Genomic DNA, 26,468 nt, shown 5'->3' on the forward strand with positions numbered 1-26,468 from the left:
ACGACAACGGCCCGGCAGGCCCTCAGCCGTGACAAGCCGGCAAGGGTTCCAGCCCTTCCGGCACCCCGTACTTGATGACCGCCGTGCACGCCTCCGCGATGTCGCAGCCCTTGTCGAACCACGGGAAGGCGAACAGGCTCCGGACCAGAGGGACAACGACGAGCGTCGAGCGCGTCCCCTTCGACATGTCTGTGTTGTTCCGCCCCACGCAGCGGAACATGCCGTACCGTCTCCGGTTCCGGGGCCGGGTGACGGCGGGCCCCGTGCCGACGGCTCCGGACGCACCGCGCGCCGTCGGCACCATGAGGGAGCGGTCCGGGGCAGATCCAGGGAACGACCGTTTTGAGGAACCGGCCCCACACCACGGGTTCGAACCTCAGCGTCACTCCGTCCTTCACGCCGGTGCAGAAGCGCAGGGCTTTCTCCTGGTCGTCGACGAAGACGCCGGTGTGGGACTTGTAGCAGCCCTGGCGCCTGGAGACGACCAGAGCGGCGGTCGACCGCGGGGCGGGGACCGATCGTCCTCACGACGGGCCCGTTCCGCCCTCCCCGGAGATTTCCCGGGAGCGCCGTGCCCGGGTGCGGGACACGAGAACATGTGCCGCATGATCCATGCTTCCCGACGCGCCCTGCTGACCGCCTTCGCCGCCTCCGCCGCCTCTGTTCCGCTGGCCGGGGCGGTCGCCGCCCCGGCACGCGCCGCCTCGTCCGTGCCCGTGTCCGTGCAGCCCTTCGCGGCCGCGACCGGGTCGGCCGCGGCCCGGTCCTCCGTGACCCTGTCCCCGCTGGACGCCTCCTACTTCGCCCCGGTGACGCTCGACACCTCGCTCACCACGACCGTGCTGCCGGGCTCCCCGGCCCGTACCGAGGTCACCTCGGGCGGCAGACGTGTCGCGCTGCTGACCCACGGCGCGCGGACCGTCGTACTGCCGGGACCTCGGCGCACGTTCACCGAGGACAAGCGGCCCTTCGTGGACGACTTCCAACGCACCCTGCCGGACCTGTCGCTGCCGGTCGCGGAACGGGACCACTGGGGCACCTCCCCCGGCGGCGGCGTCTGGTCCACCCTCGGGCCCGTCGACACCGACTACTCGGTAGTGCCGGGTACCGGCATCATCGACCTGACCACCGACTACGCCAGTCGCCACGCCAGTCTGCGCGACGGCGAGATCACCGACGTCGACGTGCGCTCCGTGGCCGCGTTCGACAAGGTTCCCACCGGTGAGGCGTGCTCGTACGCGCTGTCCTTCGGATACCAGGACACCCACAACAGCTACCGGGCCCGGCTGTCCTTCCTCACCACGGGCGCGGTCCAGCTGCGCGTCGAGAAGGAGGTCGCCGACACCGTCACCCAGCTGGCCTCGGCCCTGACACTCGCCACGGAGGTGCCCGCGAACACCGACTGGGCGATCCGGGTGCGCCGCGAGGGTTCTCGCATCCGGGTCAAGGCGTGGCGTTCGGAGTCGGCCGAACCGTCCGCATGGGACGTCGACGTCAGCGACTCCACCTTCGCCAAGGGCCGGGTGGGCCTGCGTGCCCTGGCCAACAGGGGGTGCGCCAACCTGCCGGTCAGGCTCTCCGTCAGCCGCTTCCAGGTGGACGCCGCGACCTGGGACGTCCCGCCGAGCGTCACCCACGGCGACTGGGTGCGTGTGCTGTCCCGGCCGTTCGACGGCACCTGGACCGAGGAGCTGGACCAGGTCGTACGCGGCTGGGCCGGCTCCACGGCCCCGGACGTGCTCGCGTACGCCGCGATGTTCCTCGGCGGAGCCCCGGCGGTGACGGCCGGGGCGGGACCGGCCCGGGGCAAGCAGGTGCTGGGAGAGGCCGGGTACGGCTACCTGGATTCCCAGGGCTACCGCTACGAGGGTGCCGACTTCCACGAGTACATGGGCATCGGCTGGACCTTCGACGACGGTGCCCACACCGGGCCGTCCAGCGAGCAGGCCGGCAATCTCGACTGCTCGGGGTACACGCGCATGGTGTACGGCTATCACATGGGCGTTCCGCTGGCGGCGGGCGAGGACACCTCCCGGCAGCGGCTGCCCCGCAAGTCCCGGGACATGGCGGACCACGCGCCCGGCGTGCGCATCGACCGGACCGACGGCACCGCTCCGCCCGCCGCCGCGCTGCTCCAGCCCGGTGACCTGGTGCTGTTCAACGCCGACTCCGGCGACGACCGGCAGACGGCCACGGCCGACCACGTCGGCATCCACCTGGGCGAGGACGCGGCCGGCCGGCGCCGTTTCCTCTCCAGCCGCAAGACCGTCAACGGGCCCACCATGGCCGACCTCGGCGGGGCCTCGCTGCTGGACGGCACGGGCACCTACGCCAGGACCCTGCACACCGTGCACCGGATCTGATGCCGCCTCACGCGGACCGGCTCGCGGCGGCATGACGGGCACGGGCCGTCGGATTCCCTTCCGGGTCTTCGACGGCCCTTCCGCGCTCACCGGTGACGTGAGGGTGTCAGGCCGCCCGCCGCGCGAGGTCGCCGTGGCCGCGGATGATGTCCGCGTACCGGTGACCGGTGCCCTTGATGGTGCGGACCTGGGTGTCGTAGTCGACGTGGACGAGGCCGAAGCGCTTGTCGTAGCCGTACGCCCACTCGAAGTTGTCCAGCAGCGACCAGGCGAAGTAGCCGGCCAGCGGGGCGCCCTTGCGGGCGGCGTCGGCGCAGGCGGCCAGGTGCCGGGTCAGGTAGTCCTGGCGTTCCGGGTCGTCGATGGTGCCGTCGGGGCGGACGACGTCCGGGAAGGCGGAGCCGTTCTCGGTGACGTAGAGCTTGCGGGCGCCGTACTCGTTCGTCAGGCGCAGCAGCAGTGCCTCGATGCCGCTCGCGTCGATCTCCCAGTCCATGCCGGTGCGCGGCACGCCGTCCCGGCGCACGGACGCGGCGTGGGGGGCGGGGCCGTCCGGGTCGGCGGCCACCACCTGCGGGAAGTAGTAGTTCAGGCCGAGCCAGTCGAGCGGGGCCGCGATGGTCTCCAGGTCGCCCTGCTTCTCCGGGAGTTCGACGCCGTAGACCTCGCGCATGTCCTCCGGGAAGCCGCGGCCGTGCACGGGGTCCAGCCACCAGCGGTTGGTGTGGCCGTCCATGCGGGCCGCCGCCGCCCGGTCCTCGGGGCTGTCGCTCGCGGCGTGGATCGTGGAGAGGTTGTTGACGATGCCGACCTGGGCGTCCGGGGCCGCGGCGCGGATCGCGCGGGCGGCCAGGCCGTGGCCGAGCAGGAGGTGGTAGGAGGCGCGGACCGCCGCCGTCAGGTCCGTCCAGCCCGGGGCCATCTTGCCCTCGAGGTGACCGATCCAGGCCGAGCACAGGGGTTCGTTGAGGGTCGCCCAGTGGTTCACCCGGTCACCGAGGCGTTCGGCGACGACGGAGGCGTACGCGGCGAAGTGCTCGGCGGTGTCGCGCTCGGGCCAGCCGCCGCGGTCCTGGAGGATCTGCGGCAGGTCCCAGTGGTAGAGGGTGACCGACGGGGTGATGCCGGCCTCGAGCAGGCCGTCGACCAGCCGGTCGTAGAAGGCCAGGCCCTTCTCGTTCACCGGGCCGTCGCCGCCCGGCACGACGCGCGGCCAGGCGATGGACAGCCGGTAGGCGTTGGTGCCGAGGCGGCGCATCAGGCCGATGTCCTCGCGCCAGCGGTGGTAGTGGTCGCAGGCGACGTCGCCGTGGTCGCCGCCCGCGATCGTGCCGGGGGTGTGCGAGAAGGTGTCCCAGATCGACGGGGAACGGCCGTCCTCCGCCACGGCCCCCTCGATCTGGTACGCCGAGGTGGCCGTGCCCCACAGGAAGTCGTCGGGGAGGGCGGCGTAGTCGATGGTCACGGAAGTCCTTTCGGGTTCGGGGGAGCCGGTCACTTGACGGCTCCCGCCGTCAGACCGGCGACGAGGTAGCGCTGCAGCAGCAGGAAGCCGGCGACCACGGGCACGCTCACCACGAGCGAGGCGGCCATGATCTGGTTCCAGTACACGTCGTTGAGGGTGGAGTAGCCCTGGAGGCCGACGGCGAGGGTGCGGGTGGTGTCGTTCGTCATCACGGACGCGAAGAGGACTTCGCCCCAGGCGGTCATGAAGGCGTAGACGGCGACCGCGACGATGCCGGGGACGGCCGCCGGGACGACGACGCGGAAGAGCGCGCCGAGCGGGCCGCAGCCGTCCACCATCGCCGCCTCGTCCAGGTCGCGCGGGACGGAGTCGAAGTAGCCGATCAGCATCCAGATGGAGAACGGGAGCGAGAAGGTCAGGTACGTCAGGATCAGGCCGCCGCGCGAGCCGAACAGGGCGATGCCGGTGGCGTTGCCGATGTTGACGTAGATGAGGAAGAGGGGGAGGAGGAAGAGGATGCCCGGGAACATCTGCGTCGACAGCACGGTCACCGTGAAGACGCGCTTGCCGCGGAAGTCGTAACGGCTGACGGCGTACGCGGAGAACACCGCGATCACCACCGAGCAGACGGTCGCCGCACCCGCCACGATCAGCGAGTTCACGAAGTAGCGGCCGAGCGGGACCGTGGACCAGATGTCGATGTACGGGCGGATCGTCAACTCGGTGGGCAGCCAGCGGAACTCGCCGGTGACGTCGGCGAGCGGCTTCAGCGAGCTGGAGATCATCACGTAGACCGGGACCAGCACGAAGCCGGTGAGCAGGGTCAGGAAGACCCGCCGGGACCACAGGAAGGAGCGGGGCGGGGCCATCGGGGACCGGGGCAGGCTCATGGGGCGGTCCTCCGTCCGCGCGAGGTGAGTGCGAGGTAGACGCCCGTGACGACGAGCAGGAACAGCAGGAGCAGGACCGACATCGCGGAGCCGGTGCCGAAGTTCCAGGTGACGAAGGACGCCTGGTAGATGTGGACCGAGATGAGGTCCGCCGCCTCGGGCGCCGCCTTGCCGAACATGACGTACGGGGTGTTGAAGTCGTTGAACGTCCACAGGAACAGCACCAGGACCAGGACCTGGTTGACCGGGCGCAGCGACGGCAGGGTGATGCGGCGGACCTGCTGGAGCATTCCGGCGCCGTCGAGGGCGGCGGCCTCGTACAGCTCGCGCGGGATGTTCTGCAGGCCGGCCATCACGATGAGGAAGGCGAACGGCCAGCCCTTCCACACCGAGACGATCAGCAGCGCGATGAAGCTGTTGTCGCCGATCAGCCAGAACGACGGCTTGTCGGTGATGCCGAGCTGGTCGTGCAGGACGTGGTTCACCAGGCCGTTGTCGTGCTGGAACATGAACACCCAGGTGATGACGGCCGCGTAGACCGGCAGGGCGTAGGGGACCAGGAACAGGGCGCGCAGCAGGCCGCGGCCGCGGAAGGTGTCCTGCATGTAGATCGCGGCCGCCGTGCCGATCAGCCAGCACAGGCCGACGGACAGCAGGGTGAAGGCGATGGTGACGAGGAACGAGTCGAGCAGGGCCTTGCCGACGGGGGCGTCGAAGTCCACCGACACCGAGTAGTTGTCGAAGCCGGCCCAGGGGGCGGTGCCCCAGTCGCGGATGTGGAACTGGGTGAGTTCCTTGAAGCTCATCATGATGCCGATGACCATCGGCACCAGGTGGACGAGGAGTTCGAGGAGCAGGGCGGGCAGGAGGAGCAGATAGGGCAGTCCGATGCGGCGGATCCGCCCGGGGCGGCGGCGGGGGCCGCGCGCCGCACCGGGGGAGCTCTTTCGCACGGTGGCCTCCGCTGCGGGGGCAGTGGCAGTCATGGCGGTGTCGGAACTCACTTCTTGGGCATCTGCTGCTGCGCCTTGGTGAGCGCGGCCTTCACCGAGTCGGTGGTCACCTCGCGTCCGCCTGCCGCGTCGGCGAACAGTTCCTTGATGGCCGTACCGACGGCGGTCTCGAACTGGGACTCGTCGGAGACCTGCGGCAGGGCGACGGCGCTCTTGGCGAGGGTGTCCTTCAGTACGGCATTGGCCGGGGAGTTGAAGGCGGCGTCCTCCTGGGCGGCCTTGACCGGGGGGATGGAGCCGTACGCCGTGTTGAGGATCTTCTGCTCGGCGTCGCTGGTCATGAACTTCACGAACTCGGTGGCGCCGTCGAGGTTGTCGGTGTTCTTGAAGACGGCGAGGTTGATGCCGGCGACCATCGAGTTGACCTGCTTGCCGGGGCCGGGGGTGCCGGACTGCACCGGCACGGGGGCGATGCCGTAGGCGTCCTCGCTCATGCCCTGGGACTCGAGGTTGGCGGAGGCGGACTGCCACAGCAGCATGCCGGTCTTGCCCTTGGCGAAGTCGCTGACCGACTGGTTCTGGGCGTACTCGGCGTTGCCCGGAGCGATGATCTTGTCCTTGGCCATGAGGTCGACGTACTGCTTGACCGCCGTGACCACTCCGTCGTTGGTGAAGTCGGCCTCGCCGTCGGCGGTGAAGAAGTCGGCGCCGTGCTGCTCGGCGAGGACGAAGGCGTGGTGGATGTTCTCGGAGGGGTTCGAACCCTCCATCCCTATGCCCCACTTGCCGTCCTTCGACAGCTTCTTGCCGGCGGCGATCAGTTCGTCCCAGGTGGCCGGCGGGCCGTCGATGCCGGCGTCGGCGAACATCTGCTTGTTGTAGTAGAGCGCGTACGCCATCGAGTACAGCGGGACGGCGGCCGGGTCCTGGCCCTCGACGCCGGTGGAGCCGAGCGCGGAGTCGACGAAGCGGTCCTTGCCGCCGATCTTGTCGAAGTTCTTCGCGTCCCAGGGCAGCAGGGCGCCGGTGGCCTGGAGGGAGGCGGACCAGGTGTTGCCGATGTTCAGCACGTCCGGGCCCTGGCCGGAGGTGGTGGCGGTGAGGATCCGGTTGAGCAGGTCGGACCAGGGGACCACCTCCAGCTTCACCTTGATGCCGGTCTCCTTCTCGAACTTGTCGAGCTCGGGCTGGAGGACCTTCTTGTCGATCTCGATGCTGGCGCCCTGGTTGGAGGCCCAGTAGGTCAGTTCCTTCGGCGAGTCGTTGGACCCGCCGCCCGTGCTCGATCCGCCTCCGCAGGCCGAGGCGGCGAGTGCGAGAGACAGGATGACGGCGCCTGTGGCCGCGGCTCGGATACTGCGCATGGCTCCTGATGTCCCTTTCCGGGGTGCAGGGGGCGATGCCCTTGCACGAAGGCGGCGGCCTTCACACGAAGGCCGCACCTCACGGCTTAATTTAGGACGTGAGTTAAACCCTCCCAAGACAGAACGTCAAGGGTTTCGACGGACTCACCCGACTCTCGCCGCACCCCTTGACTCATCTGTTCCGGGGATGAACCATTCAGCGGCGAGAGAGCGCTCCCAGCACCCCACGCCGTTCACTTCCTGAACCAGGAGAGCCGCCCCATGACGTCCGACTCCCCGTCGTCCTCCCGGCCACCGGCCATCGGCCGCCGCACCGTGCTCGGCGCCGCGGCCGCCGCTCCGGTCCTGACCGGACTGCCCTCGGCGGCCTCCGCCGCGCCCGCGGCGAGACGCCGGAAACCGCGCCGGCTGAAGGGCGGCGGCGACCTCGGCCCCAACGTGATCGTCTTCGACCCGTCCACACCGGACATCCAGGCCAGGCTCGACGAGGTGTTCGCCCGGCAGGAGTCGGCGCAGTTCGGCACCGGCCGCTACCAACTGCTGTTCAAGCCCGGCACCTACCACGGGATCGACGCCCAGATCGGCTTCTACACCTCGGTCTCCGGGCTCGGCCTCTCCCCCGACGACACCACCATCAACGGTGACGTGACGGTCGACGCCGGCTGGTTCGACGGCAACGCCACGCAGAACTTCTGGCGTTCGGCGGAGAACCTGGCGCTCGTCCCGACCAACGGCACCAACCGGTGGGCGGTGGCGCAGGCCGCGCCGTTCCGGCGGATGCACGTGCGCGGCGGACTCGATCTGGCCCCGTCCGGCTACGGCTGGGCGAGCGGCGGCTACATCGCCGACAGCCGGATCGACGGCACGGTCGGGCCGTACTCGCAGCAGCAGTGGTACACCCGGGACAGCGCGGTCGGCGGCTGGACCAACGCCGTCTGGAACATGGTGTTCTCCGGCGTCGAGGGCGCCCCCGCGCAGAGCTTCCCCGACCCGCCGTACACCACACTCGACCGGACACCGATCTCCCGCGAGAAGCCCTTCCTGTACCTCGACGGCGATCAGTACCGCGTCTTCCTGCCCTCGCTGCGGACCGACGCGCGGGGCGTCACCTGGGGCAACGGCACCCCGCGGGGCGCGTCCCAGCCGCTGAACCGCTTCTACGTCGCGAAGCCCGGCGACTCGGCTGAGACCCTCAACCAGGCGCTCGACCAGGGACTCGACCTGCTGCTCACGCCGGGGATCTACCACGTCGACCGGCCCGTCCGCGTGAACCGCCCGGGCACGGTGGTCCTGGGTCTCGGCTACGCCACCCTGATCCCCGACAACGGCGTCACCGCCCTGAAGGTCGCCGACGTCGACGGCGTACGGCTGGCGGGCTTCCTGATCGACGCCGGGCCGGTCGACTCGCCCGTCCTGCTGGAGGTCGGGCCGGACGGCGCCTCCCGCGACCACTCCGCGAACCCCATCACCGTGCAGGACGTGTTCGTCCGGATCGGCGGGGCGGGTCCCGGCAAGGCGACCACCAGCATGGTGATCAACGCCCGGCACACCATCGTCGACCACACCTGGGTCTGGCGCGCCGACCACGGCGAAGGCGTCGGCTGGGAGACCAACCGCTGCGACTACGGCGTCGTCGTCAACGGCGACGACGTGCTCGCCACCGGCCTGTTCGTCGAGCACTTCAACAAGTACGACGTGCAGTGGAACGGCGAACGCGGCCGCACGGTCTTCTTCCAGAACGAGAAGGCGTACGACGCCCCCGACCAGGCCGCCGTCCAGAACGGCTCGGTCAAGGGCTACGCCGCGTACAAGGTCGGCGACCACGTCACCACCCACGAGGGCTGGGGCATGGGCAGTTACTGCTACTACAACGTGAACCCGGGCATCGTCCAGCACCACGGCTTCGCCGCCCCGGACCGTCCGGGCGTGCGCTTCCACCACCTGCTGGTCGTCTCGCTGAGCGGTCACGGGCAGTACGAGTGCGTCATCAACGACACCGGAGCCCCGACCTCGGGCACCGACACGGTGCCGTCCACGGTGGTGTCGTACCCCTGATCCCGGCGCCGGGGGGGGGCACGCCATGGCCGACGCCGACGGCCGGGCGCGCCCCTGCGGCACCGGTGGCGGCCCTTCCCGGCTGAGTCGCGGGAGGGGCCGCCGTGCCGCGCCTACCGCACGGGCGCGGGGGCCGGTGCGGGGGCGTAGCCGGTGGGCCGGGTGGTGAAGGTGCCGCGGCCCTGGGTGCGGCTGCGCAACCGGGTCGCGTAGCCGAACAGTTCGGCCAGCGGCACGGTCGCGGTGACGACCGTCGCGCCCGCCCGGGTGACGGAACCGGTCACCCGGCCGCGGCGCGCGGCCAGATCGCCGAGCACTCCGCCCACCGCGTCCTCGGGCACGGTGACCGTGACCTCGACGACGGGCTCCAGCAGGACCATGGCGCAGGCCCGCAGGGCGTCCCGCAGTCCGAACCGGCCGGCGGTGCGGAAGGCGGTGTCCGAGGAGTCCTTCACATGGGTCGACCCGTCGGTGAGCGTGACACGGAGCCCGGTCACCGGGTGTCCGCCGAGAGGTCCCTCGGCGAGCGCGTCCCGGCAGCCCGCCTCGACGGCACGGACGTACTCCTGCGGCACGCGCCCGCCGACGACCGCCGAGCGGAACTCGAAGCCGGACTCCGGGGAGTCCAGTGGTTCGACGTCGAGGACCACATGGGCGAACTGGCCCGCCCCGCCGTCCTGTTTGACGTGCCGGTACACGAACCCGGACACACCCCGGCCGACGGTCTCCCGGTGACCGACCCGGGGGCGGCCGACGTTGACGCCCAGTCCCTGATCACGCCGGATCTTCTCCACCGCGACCTCCAGGTGCAGTTCGCCCATGCCGGAGAGCACCGTCTGGCCGGTCTCCGGATCGGTGCGCACGACCAGCGAGGGGTCCTCCTCGGCGAGCCGCGCGAGTGCCGACGCCAGACGCCCGGTGTCCGTGCCCTTCAGTGCCTCGACGGCCACGGAGACGACCGGCTCGGCGACCCCCGGAGGCTCCAGGACGAGCGGGGCGTCCGGCGCGCACAGCGTGGAGCCGGCGCGGGCGGACTTGAGCCCGACCACGGCGACGATGTCCCCGGCGACCGCCCGGTCCAACCGGGCGTGCCGGTCGGCCTGTACGCGCAGGATGCGCCCGACGCGCTCGGAGCGCCGCGCGGTGGCGTCCCACACCGTGTCTCCCTTCTCGATCGTTCCCGAGTACACCCGCAGGTAGGTCAGCCGCCCGGTGGCGGTGGCGTTCACCTTGAACGCGAGGGCGGCCAGCGGGGCCGCCGGGTCGGCGGTCCGCCGCTGTTCGGTGCCGTCTCCCTCGTGCGTACCGCGTATCGGCGGCACGTCGAGGGGCGACGGCAGGTAGGCGAGTACGGCGTCCAGCAGTGGTTCGACGCCGCGGTTGCGGTAGGCGGAGCCGCACAGGACGACGACGGCGTCACCGCCGCGGGTCAGGTCCCGCAGGGCTTCGGTGAGCGTGCCGGTGCCGAGCGCGCCGGTGCCGCAGAACTCCTCCAGCGCGCCCGGGTGCAGCTCGGCGACGGCCTCCTCCAGCAGTCGGCGTCGTCTGCGCGCCTCCTCGCGCAGTTCGTCCGGCACCGGTGCCGCATCGCGAACCCGGCCCTCGTCGGTCCAGGTCAGGGCACGCATGTGCAGCAGGTCGACGACACCGGTGAAGGTGTCCTCCGCGCCGATCGGCAACTGCACCGCCAGGGGTGCGGGGTGCAGCCGTTCCCGGATGGAGGCGACGGCGGTGTCCAGGTCGGCGCCGGCCCGGTCCATCTTGTTGACGAACGCGATCCGCGGCACACCGTGCCGGTCCGCCTGCCGCCACACCGACTCGCTCTGCGGCTCCACACCGGCGACCGCGTCGAACACGGCGACCGCGCCGTCGAGGACGCGCAGCGAGCGCTCCACCTCGTCGGCGAAGTCGACGTGGCCCGGAGTGTCGATGAGGTTGATCCGGTGACCGTCCCAGGCGCAGCTGACGGCGGCGGCGAAGATGGTGATGCCCCGGTCGCGTTCCTGCGGGTCGAAGTCGGTGACGGTGGTGCCGTCGTGCACCTCACCGCGCTTGTGCGTGGTGCCGGTGGCGAACAGGATCCGCTCGGTGACGGTGGTCTTGCCGGCGTCGACATGGGCGAGGATGCCCAGGTTGCGGACGGTGGCGAGGGGGTTGGTGCGCATGGCCCGTGGCCTTTCGGATGTTCCGGAGAAGGGCAGCGCGATTTCCCGGCGCACGGCGTCGGGCGCCCCGGTCGGAGGGGGCGTCGAGGATCAGACGTGCGTCACGGGCATCCGGTGCCGGCCGCGCGGCGGGCACCGGACGGCCGGAGACACCAGGATCACCACGGACCGACGGGACCGGGAACGGGGAGCGACAGCGGTGGCGTGGTCACGCACGGCCCGTCTCCCCCCACTGGTCATGGATGCGCGGCCCGGTGGCGGGCGGCGTCTGTGCGGTGAGTGTAGGGACGGAGGGGAGTGCCGGGCCACGCAATATTCACGTCTCACATGTTGGTACGACGTTTCTGGCCAGTGAGATGTCTGAGATCGTTGTATGGCCCACACTGTTTGCGCGGCCTCCCGCGAGGCGGACGCGCGGCGCGGTGCGGGCCGCCGGCGTACGCCGCCGGTGACCGCTCCTCCCCGGAAAGACCGTGAAATGCCCGCACCAACCACCGGCCCGGCCCCCGTCAACTCGCGGTCCCGGGTGCTCATCGCGAGCCTCATCGGCACGACGATCGAGTTCTACGACTTCTACATCTACGCGACCGCCGCCGTCCTGGTCTTCCCCAAGCTCTTCTTCCCGAGCAGCGACCCGACGACGGCGCTGCTGTCGTCCTTCGCGGTGTTCGGCGCCGCGATGGTCGCCCGCCCGATCGGCGCCGTGGTCTTCGGACACCTCGGTGACCGGCTCGGTCGCAAGGGCACACTGGTGGCCTCGCTCCTCACCATGGGCATCGCCACCTTCCTCATCGGCGTGCTGCCCACCTACGCGCAGGCCGGCTGGGTCGCCACCGCGCTGCTGGTGGTGATGCGGCTCGCGCAGGGCTTCGCGCTCGGCGGCGAGTGGAGCGGCGCGGCCCTGGTCGCCACCGAAAACGCCCCGAAGCACAAGCGCGCCCTCTACGGCACGTTCCCACAGCTGGGCGCCCCGCTCGGCTTCATCATCGGCAACGGGCTCTTCCTGATCATCGGCGCGCTGCTGCCGTCCGCGGCGGGTGCCGACCCGTCCCAGCCCTCGGACGCCTTCCTGAGCTGGGGCTGGCGCATCCCGTTCCTGTTCTCCGCGGTGATGGTCGCGATCGGCCTGTGGGTGCGGATGCGCCTGGTCGAGGCGCCGGTCTTCTCCAGGACCCGCGAGGCCGGGCTGGTGCGGAAGCTGCCGCTGGCCACCGTCTTCCGCGGCCACTGGAAGCAGTTGGTCCTCGGCACCTTCTTCATGCTGGCGACGTACGTGCTCTTCTACCTGATGACCACGTTCTCGCTGAGCTACGGCCGTACGCCGGAGGATGCCGCCGTGCCCGGCCTGGGATACGACTACACGACGTTCGTCCTGATGATGATCTTCGGGGTGCTGTTCTTCGCCGTGTTCACCCTGGTCTCCGGTCCGCTCGCGGACAAGTACGGCCGGCGCTCCACACTGATCCTGGTCACCGCCGGGATCCTGGTCTTCGGGCTGGTGTGGGTGCCGCTGATCGGCATGGGCACGCTGGGCGTGGTGCTGTGGCTGGTGCTCGGCTTCACGCTGATGGGCATGACGTTCGGCCCGATGGGCGCGCTGCTGCCGGAGCTCTTCCCGACGAGCGTGCGCTACACGGGCTCCGGGATCTCCTACAACGTCAGCTCGATCCTCGGCGCGGCCGTCGCCCCGTTCATAGCGGTCGCCCTGTGGGAGGCCGGCGACGGCTCGCCGTGGCTGGTCGGCGTCTACCTCTCCTCGATGGCGCTGCTGACGCTGGTCGCGTTGCTGCTCGGCAAGGAGACGAAGGACGTCGGACTCGACGAGGGCGAGGCCGACGGCGACTCCGGCCGGGACCGGACGCCCGCCACCGCCACGGCCCCCTGAGCCGCCCGGTACCCGCACCGCGGCCCCCTTCCTCCCCGTCCGGGAACGGAAGGGGGCCGCGGCGCGTCCTCGCGAGCGGACCGGCGGCTCCTCGGCGGACAGTCCCGCACGGGCCGTCGCACGCGGCGGGGAAATTGCTTTCCCCTGCCACCGGCAGCCGCCGTCCGCCCTCCGTGGCGGCCGAATCACACCCGTCACACAAAGGAAAGAAGTCAGATGTTCAATTACCAGCGTGCAGAAAACGACAAGAATGGAGAGTCTCGCCCGCGATAAGCACGCGTTACACGCACATCAACTTCCCGGCCTTGTCCGAAAATAGTACGGGCAGTCGTGTACCATCGGCCGACAGTGGGCCACTTTTCCGACAACGGAGGACAGGCCGACAACGGGGGCATCTCGATGCACCCGCGCACTCTCTACACGATCGTGAATACGACGGAGGGTCGCCGATGCCATCGATTCGGATCTTACTCATGGACACCGAACGGCTGGTCGCCGAAGGTTTCCGGAATCTACTGCAGAGTTTTCATGAATTCTCGGTGGTGGCCGTCGCACACGACGAGGCCACCACGCTGTGCCAACTGCGACGACATCATCCGCACCTCGTCGTGATGGGCCTGGGAGCGGGCGGGAACGGAGGCATGCACACCGCGCGGGCGATCCGCCAGGACTCGCGGCACGTCCGCATCATCGTCCTGGCGTCCAGCCAGCAGCCGATCCACATGCGCGAGGCCTTCGTGGCCGGCGCCAACGCCTACCTCTCGCGCGACATCGACGCCCAGGAACTGCGCGACACCCTGCTCACCGTGCACCGCGAAGGCGCCGCCCTGTCCGCCGCGGCCGCCGGACAGGTCCTCGAACTCGTCTCCGGCGGACTGAGCCGCAACGCCTCACCCCTCGACCTGCTCACCCGGCGCGAACGGGAGATCCTCTTCCTGGTCGCGGACGACCAGGAGACCCACCACATCGCCGCCCGACTGGGCATCACCCCCAAGACCGTACGCAACTACCTCAGCCGCATCTACGCCAAACTGGGCACCCGCAACCGCCTCCAGACCGCCCTGTACGCCCTGCGCTGCCCGGAGTTCCGCCCGCAGCCGGTCGCCGAGACCTGACCCCCCTTCGCCCGCGTCCACCCCGGAGACAATACGATACGCTACCCGTAGCGTATCGTATTGTCTCCGGACCGGGAGGGGCGACGCCGTGCTCAACCGATGGTGGACCCTGTGCGTGGTGTCGGTGGGCAGCTTCATGCTGCTCCTCGACGTCACGATCGTGAACATCGCACTGCCCGACATCGAGGAGGCGCTCGACGCGTCCCTCACCGACCTGCAGTGGGTGGTGGCCGCCTACGCCGTCGCGCTGTCGGCCGCCCTGCTCACGGCGGGATCGCTCGCCGACCGGTTCGGCAGACGAGCCGTCTTCTCCTGGGGGATGGCCGTCTTCACCCTGGCGTCCCTGCTGTGCGGGGTCGCCCAGAGTCCGCTGGTGCTCAATCTGGCGCGGGTGCTGCAAGGGATCGGCGGCGCCGCCCTGCTGGCCACGTCCCTGGCGCTGCTGGCCGCCGCCTACCCGGGCAACAAGGAACGTCATGTGGCACTCGCCGTCTGGGGCGCGGTCAGTGGTGCCGCCCTGGCCGTGGGACCGCTCGCCGGCGGGATCCTCGTGGAGGGCGTGGGCTGGCGATGGATCTTCCTGGTCAATCTTCCGGTCGGGATCCTGGCCCTCGTCGCCACCGTCATGCGCGTCGACGAGTCCCGCGCGGAGCGGCCGGGCGCCATCGACTGGCCCGGCTTCCTCACCCTCGGCACCGCCCTGGGCACGCTCTCCTTCGCCCTGCTGCGGGCCAACGAGGAGGGGTGGGGCAGCGCTCCGGTGGTGAGCGCGTTCATCGTCTCGGGCGTCTCCCTCGTCGCCTTCGTCGTCGTCGAACGGGTCCGGCGCGATCCCATGCTGCCGGGCGAGCTGTTCGAGAAGATCACCACCACGGGTGCCGCGCTGGGCGTACTGGCCATGAGCACGACGGCGTTCGCCCTGCTGCTGTACCTGACCCTGTACCTGCAGACGGTGCTGGGCCACGAACCGCTGGCCGCGGGACTGCGGCTGCTGCCGCTGACCCTCTCCATCTTCGTGGCGTCCGCGGTGGCGGCCCGCCTGGGAACCCTGCTGCCGGCCCGCCTGCTGGTCTCCGCGGGTCTGGCCTGTATCGGTACGGGGCTGCTGCTCATGGGCGGCATCTCCGCCTCGGACGACTGGACGGGCCTGCTCGCCGGTCAGCTGGTCACCGGTCTCGGCGTCGGCCTGGTCAACCCGAACGTGGTCGCCGCCGCGATGGGCGCGGTCGGGCCGGCCCGGGTCGGCGTCGCCTCCGGACTGAGCAACACCTGCCGCTCCATGGGGATCGCCGTGGGGGTGGCCGCGCTCGGCGCCGTCTTCGCCGACCGGGTGCGGGACGGCGTCCACGACGCGCTGATGGGCACCCCGCTGGAGGCCCGGGCCGGCGAACTCGGCCACGCGGTGGCCTCCGGCCAGGTCGGTCCCGTGCTCGCCCGACTGCCCGGGGAGCAGCGCGGCGTGTTCGCCGGGGCGGCGCAGGGCGCGTTCGTCGACGGCCTCAACTCGATCCTGACCGTCGCCGCGGTGGTGGCCTTCGTGGGGGCGGTCGTCGTCCTCCCCCTGATCCGCAGCCGCGACCTCGTCACCACCGGGCCCGACGGCGAGCCCCTTCCGATCGCCGCGGGGCACTGATCCCCGCGACACCGTCAACCACAGGAGCAGACTGTGCAGACCCTGACCAGCCGGTGCGTCGTCGTCGGCGGTGGACCCGCGGGCATGATGGCGGGCCTGTTGCTCGCCCGGCAGGGCGTGGACGTGACCGTCCTCGAGAAACACGGTGACTTCCTGCGGGACTTCCGCGGGGACACGGTGCACCCCTCGACCCTGCGGATCATCGAGGAACTGGGGATGATCGACGAGTTCCTGCGGATCCCGCACAGCAAGGTCAGCACCATCACCGTGCAGACGCCCGCGGGTCCCACCGTCTTCGCCGACTTCGCGAAGATCCACGGCACCCACCCGTACATCGCGTTCATGCCGCAGTGGGACGTCCTCGACTTCCTCGCGCGCAAGGGCCAGGAACTGGACACCTTCCGGCTGTTCCAGAAGGCCGAGGCCACCGAGGTGATCCGGGAGGGCGACCGGGTCCGCGGGGTGCGGGCCGTGACGCCGGACGGGCCGCTGGAGGTCCGGGCGGACCTCGTGCTCGCCGCCGACGGCCGGCACTCCACCATGCGCCGGTCCGTCGGGCTGCCCGTCTCGGCGTCCGCGGCCCCCATGGACGTGCTCTGGTTCCGGCTGAGCCGGGAGCCGGGCGAGACCATGAGCTTCCTGCACACCGGCCCCGGCTTCGTACTGGTCACCATCGACCGCGGTGACTACTGGCAGATCGCCTACGTCATCCCGCAGAACGCCTACGAGACGGTCCGCGCGGAGGGCCTGGACCGGCTGCACGCCGACGTGGCCTCCGTGCACGGGCCGTTCGCCGCGCGTCTGGGCCGGGAGATCACCGACTGGGACCACGTGAAGCTGCTGAGCGTGCGCGTCGACAGACTGCGCACCTGGCACCGGCCGGGGCTGCTGTGCATCGGCGACGCCGCCCACGCGATGTCGCCGGCCGGCGGGGTGGGCATCAACCTCGCCGTGCAGGACGCCGTGGCCGCCGCGCGGATGCTCGGTCCGGTGCTGCGCGCCGGCCGCACCCCCGGCCGGCGCGAGCTGGCCGCGGTCCAGCGGCGCCGCTCCCTGCCGGTGCGGGCGGTGCAGACGGCCCAGGTGCACATGCTGGCCGACCTGTACCCCAAGGACCGCAGGACCACGGTGGAACGCCCCCTGGCCGCCCGCGTCGTCCGCCGCTTCCCCTTCCTGACCCGCTGGACGGCCCAGTTCATCGGCGTCGGCCTGCGCCCGGAGCACGTGGACTGACACGGTGCGGGAAGGGCCGGACGGCGGAGGACGCCGCCGGGGAGGGGGGACGGGCAAGGGCGCGGCCGGCCCGCCCGGCCCCGTGTCGCGCCGGCGGGCGAACGCGGGGCACGGGCTCCGTGAACGGCACGGGCGTCCGGGACGACGGCCCCGTCGGGTGCGGGGTGGCCGGACACGCGGGGCGGTTCCGTGGCCGGCGTGTCCGGGCCACCGAACCGCGTCAGGCGCGGATCGACGGCCAGATGACGTCCAGGACCCGATCGGCCCAGTCGGACGGCGGCGTGCCCTGGGTGACGGAGCGGGCGATGTAGGAGCCCGCCAGCATGCTCACCACCGTCTCGTGGTCCACGTCGGCCCGCAGCTCCCCCGCCGCCACCCCCGTGCGCAGCGTTCCGAGCATGACGTCCAGGCGGGGACGGAGAATGGTCTCGCGGAAGGCGCGGGTGAATTCCGGGTCCTCGTCACCGTGCAACACCGCGGCGAGGGCGCGCAGCCCCACCACGTCCTCGACACCGCGCCTGAATTGCTCAAGCAAATTCCGCAGCCTTTCCCGGGCCGCGATTCCCACCGGCGGCTCGGGAATGTCCTCCACGAAGGCCAGGGAGGAACGCAGCAGCTCGTAACGGTCCCTGTAACGCCGGTAGATCGTGGTCTTCGCGACCCCGGAACGCTGGGCCACGGCCTCCACGGTGACTCCCGTCGGCCCTCTTTCCCGCAACAACGCGAGCGCCGCCAGGACGATCTCCCTGGACACTTCCGCGCTGCGCGGCCGCCCCGGAGCCGGCCGAGTGTTCTCTCCCTGAACCATTCCGCGGATTATATCGGTGTCAAGGGGTCGTACGGGTCCCCGCGCCGACCGCGGACCGGCTCACCGGCGTCCCGGCCGTGTACAGCCGGCCGAGGGCGTCCAGCATCGTCCCCGTGCCGTCGGTACTGCGGCCCAACGAGGCCGGCCAGAGACGTCCGCCGCCCGGCAGACAGCGGGCACCGAGCCCCACCAGCGCCCGTCCCGGCCCGAGTTCCAGGAAGGCCCGTACCCCCATCGCGTCCACCGCGCGGATCGCGTCCAGGAACCGCACCGGACCGCGCATGTGCCGCCCCCAGTACGCCGGGGTGAGCTGTCCGGCCTCCAGCGGGCGCCCGGTGACGGTGGAGACGAAGGGCACGCGCGGAGCACGGGTGCGCACCCCCTCCGCGGCGGCGGCCAGTTCGCCGAGTGCCGGTTCCTGGAGCGGCGAGTGCAGTCCCGCCGGCACCGGAAGTCTGCTGACCCGGGTTCCCGAGGCGCCCAGCCGCTCCGTGATCCGGGCCAGGGTGGCGGCCCGTCCCGACAGCGACACCTCCCCCGGTGAGATGACCGCCGCGATCCCCACCGTCGGCTCGAAGTCCCCGAGCACGTCGAGTGCGGTGCGCTCGTCCAGGGCGACGACCGCCATCGCGCCGTCCGTGACCCGTTCCGCCAGGGTGATCTCCGTACCGAGCAGCCGCACCGCGTCCTCCACGTGGAGCACGCCCGCGCAGGCGGCGGCCGCGTACTCGCCGGAGCTGAAGCCGAGCACCGCCGCGGGCTCGACGCCCCGGCTGCGCCACAGTTCGGCGAGGGCCGTGCTCACGCAGAAGGTGCCGAGCGCGCCGTGCGCCGTCCGGTGCACGGCGTGGGGCTCCGCGTCGGGGTGGAGGAGCCGCTGCAACGGCGTCGAGACGAACGGCCGGGCCGCCTCCGCACAGCGGTCGAACGTCTCCCGGTACACCCGCTCGGTGCGGTACAGCCCCTGTCCCATGCCCGCGAACTGCGCGCCCTGCCCGCTGAAGAGGAACGCGACGCGCGCGGTCCTCTCGGCGACCCCGGTGTGCACCTCGCGGACCGTCTCCCCGGCCAGGTGGGCGTCGAGGCGGGCGGCGACCTCCTCGGCGGTGCGTCCGGTGACGGCCAGCCGGTGGGCGGCGTGCGGGCCGTCGGCGGCGCGGGCGCACACCTCCGGCAGTGGGGGGCCGCCGGGGCGCGTCAGCCGGGCCGCGGTGTCGCGTGCGAGGCCGGCCAGTTTCCCGGCACTGGGGGCGGACAGCAGGAGCAGGCGGGTGGCGTGGTCCGCGGTCATGGCCGCCGCCCCGTCGCCGGGCCCTCGCCGGCGCGGGCCGTTTCGGCCACCGCCCGGCACCAGGCCGCGCCCGCGTCGGCCAGGGCCACGGGGAAGGCCGTGAAGGTGAAGGGTCCCTCGGGGATCTCCCGGAGCCGGGCGAGCCCTTCGATCTGCACGAACTCCCGTCGTCTGCCGTGCATGTGGGCGGGCCACAGGACGTCGCGGTCCCCCGAGGCGTAGTAGCGCTCGACCATGTCGCGGGCGGGCCCGTCGAAGCTCCAGCAGTCCGTGCCGAGGACCTTCACGCCGAGGTCCAGCAGGTGGTCGACGGCTCCGGGGGTGATCGCCGTGGACCGCGTGTGGTACTCGGGTGTGCCCAGGCGCAGATCGGAATCGGTGCGGAAGAGCACCACGGTTCCGGGCCCGACGTGTGCCCCGGAGCCCGCCAGCGCCTCCTTGACGTCGGACGCGGTCACCCTGTTCCCGCAGGCCCGGACGTCCAGCACGGCCCCGGGCCCGCGGAACCACTCCAGCGGCAGGTCCATGACCTTCTTGGCGGGGCGTCCCTCGCACTCGGGTCCGTAGTGGAAGGGCGCGTCCACGTGCGTGCCCTGGTGCACGGACATGCGGTAGAACTCGTTGGACAGGAAGCAGCCGTCCGGCAGGTCCCGGGGGCTCAGCCGGCGGCGGCCGGTCAGCCACCGCCAGTGGTTGACCAGCCGGTCCCTGCGGCTGTCGCCGGGCAACGCCCGTATGCGGCGGGAGAGGTGGCGGATGCCGTCCCGGTGGAGCCACTGCTCGAACTCGACCCCGGGGGCCCGGCGGCTGACGGGGATGCTCAGGTCGACGTACACGACTACTCCTCACTCAGGGCGTGCGCCGGTGCTCGGTCCGGCGGCCGGTGGTCCTCGCGGTGCCGGGGATCCACCCGGGCACCGCGCGCCGGTAGGCGGCGTACTGCTCCCCGAAGGCCGCCCTCAGCCCCGGCTCCTCGATCCGGACGGTGGTCACGCAGGACACGGCCAGGACGAACGCGGCCCAGACCAGGACGGCCGTCGCGGACCACAACAGGGCCTCACCGGCCAGGAGCAGGGTCATCCCGGCGGCCATGGGGTTCCTGATCACCCCGTACCAGCCCGACCGGACCAGCCGCTCGGGCGGGCGGTCGCCCAGGGGGGTGGGCTGGCGCAGGTAGACACGGTCCACGGCGTCCGCGGTCATCCAGGCGCCGAGCAGGACCAGGGCGAGCCCGCCGGTCGCACGGAGCACGCCCCCGCCCGGCACCGGAGGGCCCTGCAGCCACAGGCCGAGCGCCGCGGGGACCGCGCCGGCCACCACCAGGGGGATCAGCAGGGGCTCCGCGCGCAGTGTCCGTACACGGCTCACGGCATGCTCCCGAGCACGGGGGCGAGCGCGGTCGTCACGCGCTCCCCGTAGGCGGTGCGGAGCCGGGCCGCGAGCGAGCGGGCGCTCACCGTGTACTCCTGGGTGCCGGCCGACTCCAGGGCGAAGGAGGCGAGGACGCAGCCCAGCCGGGCCGCCGCCTCGACCGGGACGCCCCGGGCGACGGCGGCGAGCATCCCGGCGCGCAGCGCGTCGCCCGCGCCGGTCGGTTCGACGGCCGTGACGTCCGGGACCGCCGGCACCACGAGCGGCTCGTGGCCGGAGCGCTCGACCAGCACCCCGGCGGCACCGAGCGTGGTCACCCAGGTCCCGACCCGTTCCAGAACGCGCCGGGCGCTCCAGCCGGTGCTCTCCTGGAGCAGCGCCGACTCGTACTCGTTGGTGAACAGCCAGCGGGCGTCCGTCAGCAGGAACTGCACGTCCGCGCGGTTCAGGCGGGCGATCTGCTGCGAGGGGTCGGCGACGAACGGCAGGGCCGCGGTGCGGCACTCCTCGGTGTGCCGGAGCATCGCCGCCGGGTCGTTCGGCGAGACGACCACGAGGTCGGGCGGCCCGGCCCGCTCGGCCACCTCGTGCAGTGAGATGGTGCAGGCCGCCCCCATGGCCCCGGGGTGGAAGGCGCCGATCTGGTTGTGGTCGGCGTCGGTCGTGCAGACGAACCGTGCCGTGTGCCCGCCGGGCACGACGAGCACGGAGTCGGTGTCGACGCCGCGCTGCTTCAGCCACACCTGGTAGTCGGCGAAGTCGGCTCCGACCGCACCCACGAGAAGGGGCGTCAGGCCCAGCCGGCCGAGGCCCAGGGCGATGTTGGCGGCGACCCCGCCGCGCCGGGTCTCCAGCCGGTCGCACAGGAACGACAGGGAGACGCTGTGCAGCCGGTCGGGTACCAGTTGTTCGGTGAAGCGGCCCGGGAAGAACATGAGATGGTCCACCGCGATGGACCCGGTGACGGCGATACGCACCCTGGAGCCTCCTGAGGGATTGCGTCGGTGCGGGTCAGACCCCGGCGGCCTGCCGGAGTTTGTCGGCCCGGTCGGTGGCCTCCCAGGTGAACTCCGGTCCGGTGCGGCCGAAGTGCCCGTAGGCGGCGGTCCGGGAGTAGATCGGGCGCAGCAGGTCCAGATCGCGCACCAGGGCTCCCGGCCGCAGGTCGAACACCTCGGTGACGGCACGCTGGACGGTGGCGACCGGCACGGTCTCGGTGCCGAAGCACTCCGTGAACAGGCCGACGGGGCGGGCGGTGCCGATGGCGTAGGCGACCTGCACCTCGCAGCGGGCGGCCAGGCCGGCCGCCACCACGTTCTTGGCGACCCAGCGCATCGCGTACGCGCCCGACCGGTCCACCTTGGAGGGGTCCTTGCCGGAGAAGGCGCCGCCGCCGTGGCGGGCCATGCCGCCGTAGGTGTCGACGATGATCTTCCGACCGGTGACGCCCGCGTCGCCCATGGGGCCGCCGACCTCGAAGCGGCCGGTCGGATTGACCAGCAGCCGCACCCCGGAGACGTCCAGGACGCCGGCCAGCGCGGGAAGTTCGGGATCGAGGACGTGGGCGCGCAGGTCGGGGGCGAGGAGCGTGTCCGGGTCGATGTCGCGGGCGTGCTGGCTGGAGATGACGACCGTGTCCAGCCGGACCGGGCGGTCGCCGTCGTACTCGACGGTGACCTGGGTCTTGCCGTCCGGGCGCAGGTAGGGGACCGTGCCGTTCCTGCGCACGTCGGACAGGCGCCTGGACAGCCGGTGGGCGAGGGTGATGGGCAGCGGCATCAGCTCCGGCGTCTCGTCGCAGGCGAAGCCGAACATCAGCCCCTGGTCGCCGGCGCCGAGCCGGTCCAGTGCGTCCGCGTGTCCCTCGATCCGGGACTCGTAGGCGTCCGAGACGCCCCGGTCGATGTCGGGTGACTGCCGGCCGAGGGAGACGCTCACCCCGCAGCTCGCGCCGTCGAAGCCCTTGGCGGAGGAGTCGTAGCCGATGGCGAGGATCCGTTCCCGGGCCACGGCGGCGACGTCGATCCCGGCGCTGCTGGACACCTCGCCGGCGATGTGCACCTGACCGGTGGTCACGAGGGTCTCCACGGCCACCCGGGCGTCGCGGTCCTGGGCGAGCAGGGCGTCCAGGACCGCGTCGCTGATCTGGTCGGCGATCTTGTCGGGGTGTCCCTCGGTGACCGACTCCGACGTGAACAGGCGCCGGGTCACGGCTGTACGGCCCCGGACTCGATCTTCCGCTTGATGCCGGCCTGGTTGTGGCGGGTGTGGTCGTTCATCCGCTCCAGGACGGTCTCCAGCGGCACCTCGAACTTCTCGTCGAGTTCGAAGTCCTGGACCCAGGTCATCAGCGTGCCCTCCGGTACCGGGTGATAGCTCCACCTCAGGTGCATGTACCGGAACGGGTACAGCGGGTCACGCCGCTCGGCGACCGCGACGAGTCCGCGGTGGTCCAGGATGCGCCAGGAACGCCAGCTCGCGCCCTCGGCGTTGGTGAGCTCGAAGACGATCTCGGTCCAGCGGCCCTCCCGCTCCTGGGAGACGACCTTGGCGTCGCTGTACTCGTCGAAGATCTCCGACCAGCGGGCGATGTCGTTGGTGACGTCGAAGACCTGGCCGGCGTCGGCCTCGATGACGATGCTGTTCTCGATGCGCGGCACGGTCTCATCCCCTTCCCGCGACGGCCGGGAGCAGGCGCGTCACGCAGGCCACGAGGTCGCCGAAGGTGGTGAACCCGCCCTCGGTCTCGGCGTCGATGTCGATCCCGAAGCGCTGTTCCAGGGCGACGACGATCTCCACCAGCTCGGTCGAGTCGATGTCGAGGTCGCGGCCGAGGTGCCGGCCGTCCTCGAGTTCCCCGGCGTCGAACCCGACGCCCCGCAGGACGTCGACCACTTCTTCCCGAACGTTCATCCGGCTCACTGACTCCTTCACTCGTTCTCGTCGTGTCTCACACGGCCACGGCGACGGCCACGGCGACGCCGGCCTCGTGCGTGATGCTCAGGTGCAGGCGGCTGAGCCCGGCGGTCTCGAACGCCCGCGCCGCCCGCCCGGTCAACCGGGGCACCGGCGCCCCGGACGGTTCCCGGCCGATCTCCACGTCCCGCCACGCGCAGCCCGCGCCGTGTCCGCCGAGGGTCTTGCGCACGGCCTCCTTGGCCGCCACCCGGCCGGCCAGGCAGGCGGCGCGGTGACGCGCCGACGCCCCCTGGCACAGGGTCTGTTCGGCCGGGGTGAGCAGCCGGTCGAGCAGCGGCTGCCCGCGCCGCTCCAGCATGGTGCGCAGCCGTCCGACGTCGACCACGTCGATGCCCACCGCCCGCACACCCGGTGCGTCCGGGACCACCTGCCCGGTCAGCGCCTCAGCACCAGGCACGCGTTGACACCTCCCAGCCCTCGTGAGACCACCAGCGTGTGCTCCCACCCGGGGGCGGGCCGGGCCTCGCCGCCCACCAGGTCCAGGTCGATGCCCGGCGCCGGGCGGTCGAGGTTGACGGTGGCCGGGACCGTCCCCTCCCGCATGCCCCGCAGCGCCAGCGCCACGTCGGCGGGCGCGGCGGCACCGAGCAGATGGCCGAACCCGGACTTGGGCACGGTGACCGGCACCCGGGCCGCGGCCGGTCCGAAGGCCTCGTGCAGCGCGTAGCCCTCGGTGACGTCCTCGAAGGGGATCGCGGAGCCGTGGGCGAACACCGCTCCCAGGTCCTCGCCCGAGACGCCGGCCCGGTCGGCCGCGGTGCGCATGGCCCGGCCGAGGACCTGACCGGTCGGTTCGACGGTGTAGTACGGCATGTAGCCGTCGGTGCTCACGCCCCAGCCGGCCAGTTCGCCGAGGATCGTCGCGCCCCGGCGTTCGGCGTGTTCGCGCCGCTCCAGGATCAGGAACACCGCGCCCTCGCCGAAGACGCTGCCGCCGTGTCCGGCGTCGAAGGGCCGGTACAGCTCGTCGGGGGCGAGCGTGCCGCGGGCCTTGGCGCCGAGCCCGCTGGTCTCCAGGCACAGCCAGCCGTACGGTGACAGCGGCGCCTCGACACCGCCCGCGATGACGACGTCGGCGCGGTCGCGCAGCAGCGCCTCGGCCCCGCCGATCAGGGCGTACGCGCCGCTCGCGCGGTCGGCCACGAAGGTGCGGGCCGGGCCCTTGACGCCCTGGTCGATGCAGATGTTGCCCTGCGGGGCGGCGGGGAACCAGGCGGTCGCCTGGTAGGGGCTGACCGCGCGCGGGCCGTCGGTCCACAGGTTGCGCAGCTCGCGTTCGGCGAACTCCCAGCCGCCGAGGATGTTGCCGACCATGACGGCGGTGCGCTCGGGGGTCACGTCCGTGCCGACGGCGACGCCGGCCTCGTCGAGGGCCTGGCGCACGGCGTGGACGGCCAGGTGCGTGAAGCGGTCGGTGCGCTTGACGAACCGGGACGGCAGTTCGGCGTCGGCGTCGAAGCCCGACTGGCCCGCGGCCGGGCAGGCGTAGGCCGAGGCGTCGAAGCGGTCGATGGCGGCGATGTGCGCGACCCCTTCCCTGGCTCCCTCCCACAGGGGGTCGAGACCCGTGCCGGCCGGGGTGACCGCGCCGATTCCGGTGACGACGACGCTCATCGCCGGCCTCCTTCCCGGACCGCGCCGGCGACCAGGGCCGCGTGCAGGCCGGCGAAGCCGCTGGCGTCCTTGAGGATGACCTCACCGTCCCAGGGCCGGCCGGTGCCCGGCACGTAGTCGAGGTCGCACGTCGGGTCGGGGTTCTCGTAGTTGGCGGTGGGGTGCACGAAGCGGTGGGTGCAGGCCAGGGCGCACAGCACGAGCTCCATGGCGCTGGCCGCGGCCAGGGCGTGGCCCAGCATGGACTTGGCGGAGTTCACCGGGATCGCCCGGGCGCGCGGGCCCAGGGCCAGTTTGAGCGCACTGGTCTCGCAGGTGTCGTTCTGCCGGGTCGAGCTGCCGTGCGAGCTGACGTGGTCGATGTCGTCGGGGCTCAGTCCGGCGCGCTCGACGGCCTGGGTCATGGCACGGGTCAGATCGGCGCCGTCGGACAGCAGGTCGGTCATGTGGATGGCGTTGGAGGTGTGGGAGAAGCCGTCGATCCGCAGGTACGGCGTCGCCCCGCGGGCGCGTGCGTGCTCCCGTTCCTCCAGCACCAGGATGCCGCAGCCCTCGCCCAGTACGAAGCCGTCGCGCCCGTCGTCGTAGGGGCGGGAGGCGGCCTCGGGCCGGTCCTTGTGGGCGCGGGAGAGGCAGTTGATGATCTCGAAGGATGCCACGGTGACCGGGGTGATGGGCGCTTCGGTGGCTCCGGCGATCATCACGTCCGCGTCCCCGTGGGCGATGGTCTCGAAGGCGTGGCCGACCGCGTCGATGCCGCCGATGCAGCCGGTGGACAGGGTGACGCACGGACCCTGCGCCCCGAACAGGGCGGACAGGACCGTGCCGGGGGTGTTCGACATGGAGGCGAGGTACAGGTCGCGGCCCGCCTTCGCCGGGTCGATGGGCTTGCGGCCCTCATCCGTGACAGCGAGGAACTCCTCCTCCATCTTGGGCGTGCCGCAGATCGCCGTGGACAGCGAGATGCCGGTGCGGTCGGCCGTGTGACCGCCGGCCTCGAGGCCGGCGTCCCGCATGGCCTGGGCGGCGGCCGCGACGGCGAACTGCACGTACCTGTCCAGCCGTTGCACCTCGGGCGGCAGGGAGGGTACCTGCTCCTCGAATCCGGGTACCTCCGCCACCGCGTCGGAGAGAAAGGAGAATTCCTTGAACAGGGCGGAACTGGTGATGTCGGAGAGCGGTTTGGTGACGCTCCTGCCCGCCGAGACCGTGTCCCAGAAGGCTTCCTTTCCTGTTCCCGCCGGGCTGACGACTCCGAGCCCGGTGACGACCACTTCTCGCATG

Annotated in this window: 23 protein-coding genes; 6 read left to right on the forward strand and 17 right to left on the reverse strand. The window is 71.8% G+C overall.

All coding sequences use genetic code 11. From position 1 onward, the window contains the following. Positions 1–22 precede the first annotated feature (22 nt). Positions 23–187 carry a hypothetical protein gene (locus tag ACZ62B_RS16135; protein WP_469690773.1) on the reverse strand — a complete coding sequence of 55 codons (165 nt, stop codon included), beginning with the start codon at positions 185–187 and terminating at the stop codon, positions 23–25. A gap of 418 nt (positions 188–605) precedes the next feature. Here ACZ62B_RS16135 and ACZ62B_RS16140 point away from each other — a divergent pair, with 418 nt between their 5' ends. Next, positions 606–2,363: an NlpC/P60 family protein gene (locus tag ACZ62B_RS16140; protein ID WP_469690775.1), complete on the forward strand. Its 1,758-nt coding sequence runs from the start codon at positions 606–608 to the stop codon at positions 2,361–2,363. Positions 2,364–2,469: 106 nt separating this feature from the next. On the opposite strand, the gene ACZ62B_RS16145 is transcribed toward ACZ62B_RS16140, so the two are convergent. The 4 genes from ACZ62B_RS16145 to ACZ62B_RS16160 are packed head-to-tail and all read right to left on the reverse strand — an operon-like array spanning position 2,470 to position 7,035. Next, complete coding sequence (locus ACZ62B_RS16145; RefSeq protein WP_344558424.1) at positions 2,470–3,828, reverse strand: GH1 family beta-glucosidase; 1,359 nt, start codon at positions 3,826–3,828, stop codon at positions 2,470–2,472. Positions 3,829–3,857: 29 nt separating this feature from the next. Continuing rightward, positions 3,858–4,697: a carbohydrate ABC transporter permease gene (locus ACZ62B_RS16150; protein ID WP_344558918.1), complete on the reverse strand. Its 840-nt coding sequence runs from the start codon at positions 4,695–4,697 to the stop codon at positions 3,858–3,860. A 17-nt stretch (positions 4,698–4,714) separates the two neighbouring features. Then, complete coding sequence (locus ACZ62B_RS16155; RefSeq protein WP_344558423.1) at positions 4,715–5,704, reverse strand: carbohydrate ABC transporter permease; 990 nt, start codon at positions 5,702–5,704, stop codon at positions 4,715–4,717. 14 nt (positions 5,705–5,718) lie between these two features. Continuing rightward, entirely contained in the window at positions 5,719–7,035 is a 1,317-nt protein-coding gene (locus ACZ62B_RS16160) for an ABC transporter substrate-binding protein (RefSeq protein WP_344558422.1), read from the reverse strand. A gap of 261 nt (positions 7,036–7,296) precedes the next feature. Between ACZ62B_RS16160 and ACZ62B_RS16165 the strand changes: the two genes are divergently transcribed. Next, the gene (locus ACZ62B_RS16165; RefSeq protein ID WP_469690779.1) at positions 7,297–9,090 is read left to right on the forward strand and encodes a coagulation factor 5/8 type domain-containing protein; all 1,794 of its coding nucleotides are present in this window, start codon (positions 7,297–7,299) and stop codon (positions 9,088–9,090) included. Positions 9,091–9,203: 113 nt separating this feature from the next. Here ACZ62B_RS16165 and fusA read toward each other — a convergent pair whose 3' ends face one another. Further along, a complete protein-coding gene (fusA, locus tag ACZ62B_RS16170) occupies positions 9,204–11,255 on the reverse strand; it encodes an elongation factor G (RefSeq protein WP_468877614.1) in 2,052 nt (683 codons plus the stop codon). A 478-nt stretch (positions 11,256–11,733) separates the two neighbouring features. Here fusA and ACZ62B_RS16175 point away from each other — a divergent pair, with 478 nt between their 5' ends. The 4 genes from ACZ62B_RS16175 to ACZ62B_RS16190 all read left to right on the forward strand — a co-directional run bounded on the left by ACZ62B_RS16175 (position 11,734) and on the right by ACZ62B_RS16190 (position 17,121). Continuing rightward, positions 11,734–13,140 (forward strand): MFS transporter, encoded by a 1,407-nt coding sequence (locus ACZ62B_RS16175; RefSeq protein WP_469690783.1) that lies wholly within the window; start codon positions 11,734–11,736, stop codon positions 13,138–13,140. Positions 13,141–13,613: 473 nt separating this feature from the next. Further along, the gene (locus ACZ62B_RS16180; protein ID WP_468877622.1) at positions 13,614–14,255 is read left to right on the forward strand and encodes a response regulator transcription factor; all 642 of its coding nucleotides are present in this window, start codon (positions 13,614–13,616) and stop codon (positions 14,253–14,255) included. An 88-nt stretch (positions 14,256–14,343) separates the two neighbouring features. Beyond that, a complete protein-coding gene (locus ACZ62B_RS16185; protein ID WP_468877625.1) occupies positions 14,344–15,888 on the forward strand; it encodes an MFS transporter in 1,545 nt (514 codons plus the stop codon). A gap of 33 nt (positions 15,889–15,921) precedes the next feature. Beyond that, positions 15,922–17,121, forward strand: a complete 1,200-nt coding sequence (locus ACZ62B_RS16190) for an FAD-dependent oxidoreductase (RefSeq protein WP_469690786.1) — start codon at positions 15,922–15,924, stop codon at positions 17,119–17,121. Positions 17,122–17,341: 220 nt separating this feature from the next. Here ACZ62B_RS16190 and ACZ62B_RS16195 read toward each other — a convergent pair whose 3' ends face one another. The 11 genes from ACZ62B_RS16195 to ACZ62B_RS16245 all read right to left on the reverse strand — a co-directional run bounded on the left by ACZ62B_RS16195 (position 17,342) and on the right by ACZ62B_RS16245 (position 26,467). Next, positions 17,342–17,875: a TetR/AcrR family transcriptional regulator gene (locus tag ACZ62B_RS16195; protein ID WP_073931344.1), complete on the reverse strand. Its 534-nt coding sequence runs from the start codon at positions 17,873–17,875 to the stop codon at positions 17,342–17,344. Positions 17,876–17,948: 73 nt separating this feature from the next. After that, the gene (locus ACZ62B_RS16200) at positions 17,949–19,220 is read right to left on the reverse strand and encodes an acyltransferase domain-containing protein (protein ID WP_469690788.1); all 1,272 of its coding nucleotides are present in this window, start codon (positions 19,218–19,220) and stop codon (positions 17,949–17,951) included. Next, the gene (locus tag ACZ62B_RS16205) at positions 19,217–20,056 is read right to left on the reverse strand and encodes a cyclase family protein (protein ID WP_468877639.1); all 840 of its coding nucleotides are present in this window, start codon (positions 20,054–20,056) and stop codon (positions 19,217–19,219) included. Before ACZ62B_RS16205 ends, ACZ62B_RS16200 begins: the two co-directional genes overlap by 4 nt. Positions 20,057–20,069: 13 nt before the next feature. Then, positions 20,070–20,588, reverse strand: a complete 519-nt coding sequence (locus ACZ62B_RS16210; protein ID WP_468877643.1) for a methyltransferase family protein — start codon at positions 20,586–20,588, stop codon at positions 20,070–20,072. Further along, positions 20,585–21,568 carry a carbohydrate kinase family protein gene (locus ACZ62B_RS16215; protein WP_469690790.1) on the reverse strand — a complete coding sequence of 328 codons (984 nt, stop codon included), beginning with the start codon at positions 21,566–21,568 and terminating at the stop codon, positions 20,585–20,587. Before ACZ62B_RS16215 ends, ACZ62B_RS16210 begins: the two co-directional genes overlap by 4 nt. Positions 21,569–21,602: 34 nt before the next feature. Next, positions 21,603–22,802, reverse strand: a complete 1,200-nt coding sequence (gene metK, locus ACZ62B_RS16220) for a methionine adenosyltransferase (RefSeq protein WP_468888473.1) — start codon at positions 22,800–22,802, stop codon at positions 21,603–21,605. Then, positions 22,799–23,251, reverse strand: coding sequence for an SRPBCC family protein (locus ACZ62B_RS16225; protein WP_073931338.1), 453 nt, complete (start codon positions 23,249–23,251; stop codon positions 22,799–22,801). Before ACZ62B_RS16225 ends, metK begins: the two co-directional genes overlap by 4 nt. A 4-nt stretch (positions 23,252–23,255) precedes the next feature. Continuing rightward, positions 23,256–23,504, reverse strand: a complete 249-nt coding sequence (locus ACZ62B_RS16230) for an acyl carrier protein (protein WP_468877654.1) — start codon at positions 23,502–23,504, stop codon at positions 23,256–23,258. Between the two features lie 37 nt (positions 23,505–23,541). Further along, on the reverse strand, positions 23,542–23,967 hold the full coding sequence (gene acpS, locus ACZ62B_RS16235) for a holo-ACP synthase (RefSeq protein WP_235617959.1): 426 nt from the start codon (positions 23,965–23,967) through the stop codon (positions 23,542–23,544). Then, the gene (locus ACZ62B_RS16240; protein ID WP_468877658.1) at positions 23,946–25,184 is read right to left on the reverse strand and encodes a beta-ketoacyl-[acyl-carrier-protein] synthase family protein; all 1,239 of its coding nucleotides are present in this window, start codon (positions 25,182–25,184) and stop codon (positions 23,946–23,948) included. Before ACZ62B_RS16240 ends, acpS begins: the two co-directional genes overlap by 22 nt. Continuing rightward, positions 25,181–26,467 (reverse strand): beta-ketoacyl-[acyl-carrier-protein] synthase family protein, encoded by a 1,287-nt coding sequence (locus ACZ62B_RS16245; protein WP_469690793.1) that lies wholly within the window; start codon positions 26,465–26,467, stop codon positions 25,181–25,183. Before ACZ62B_RS16245 ends, ACZ62B_RS16240 begins: the two co-directional genes overlap by 4 nt. Position 26,468 lies beyond the last annotated feature (1 nt).

The organism is Streptomyces sp. NPDC053426, from assembly GCF_055585405.1.

Coding starts and splice junctions, on each gene's coding strand:
- ACZ62B_RS16135 (WP_469690773.1), bottom strand. CDS start 187: ATGTCGAAGGGGACGCGCTCGACGCTCGTCGTTGTCCCTCTGGTCCGG.
- ACZ62B_RS16140 (WP_469690775.1), top strand. CDS start 606: ATGATCCATGCTTCCCGACGCGCCCTGCTGACCGCCTTCGCCGCCTCC.
- ACZ62B_RS16150 (WP_344558918.1), bottom strand. CDS start 4,697: ATGGCCCCGCCCCGCTCCTTCCTGTGGTCCCGGCGGGTCTTCCTGACC.
- ACZ62B_RS16155 (WP_344558423.1), bottom strand. CDS start 5,704: ATGACTGCCACTGCCCCCGCAGCGGAGGCCACCGTGCGAAAGAGCTCC.
- ACZ62B_RS16160 (WP_344558422.1), bottom strand. CDS start 7,035: ATGCGCAGTATCCGAGCCGCGGCCACAGGCGCCGTCATCCTGTCTCTC.
- ACZ62B_RS16165 (WP_469690779.1), top strand. CDS start 7,297: ATGACGTCCGACTCCCCGTCGTCCTCCCGGCCACCGGCCATCGGCCGC.
- fusA (WP_468877614.1), bottom strand. CDS start 11,255: ATGCGCACCAACCCCCTCGCCACCGTCCGCAACCTGGGCATCCTCGCC.
- ACZ62B_RS16175 (WP_469690783.1), top strand. CDS start 11,734: ATGCCCGCACCAACCACCGGCCCGGCCCCCGTCAACTCGCGGTCCCGG.
- ACZ62B_RS16180 (WP_468877622.1), top strand. CDS start 13,614: ATGGACACCGAACGGCTGGTCGCCGAAGGTTTCCGGAATCTACTGCAG.
- ACZ62B_RS16200 (WP_469690788.1), bottom strand. CDS start 19,220: ATGACCGCGGACCACGCCACCCGCCTGCTCCTGCTGTCCGCCCCCAGT.
- ACZ62B_RS16230 (WP_468877654.1), bottom strand. CDS start 23,504: ATGAACGTTCGGGAAGAAGTGGTCGACGTCCTGCGGGGCGTCGGGTTC.
- ACZ62B_RS16240 (WP_468877658.1), bottom strand. CDS start 25,184: ATGAGCGTCGTCGTCACCGGAATCGGCGCGGTCACCCCGGCCGGCACG.
- ACZ62B_RS16245 (WP_469690793.1), bottom strand. CDS start 26,467: ATGCGAGAAGTGGTCGTCACCGGGCTCGGAGTCGTCAGCCCGGCGGGA.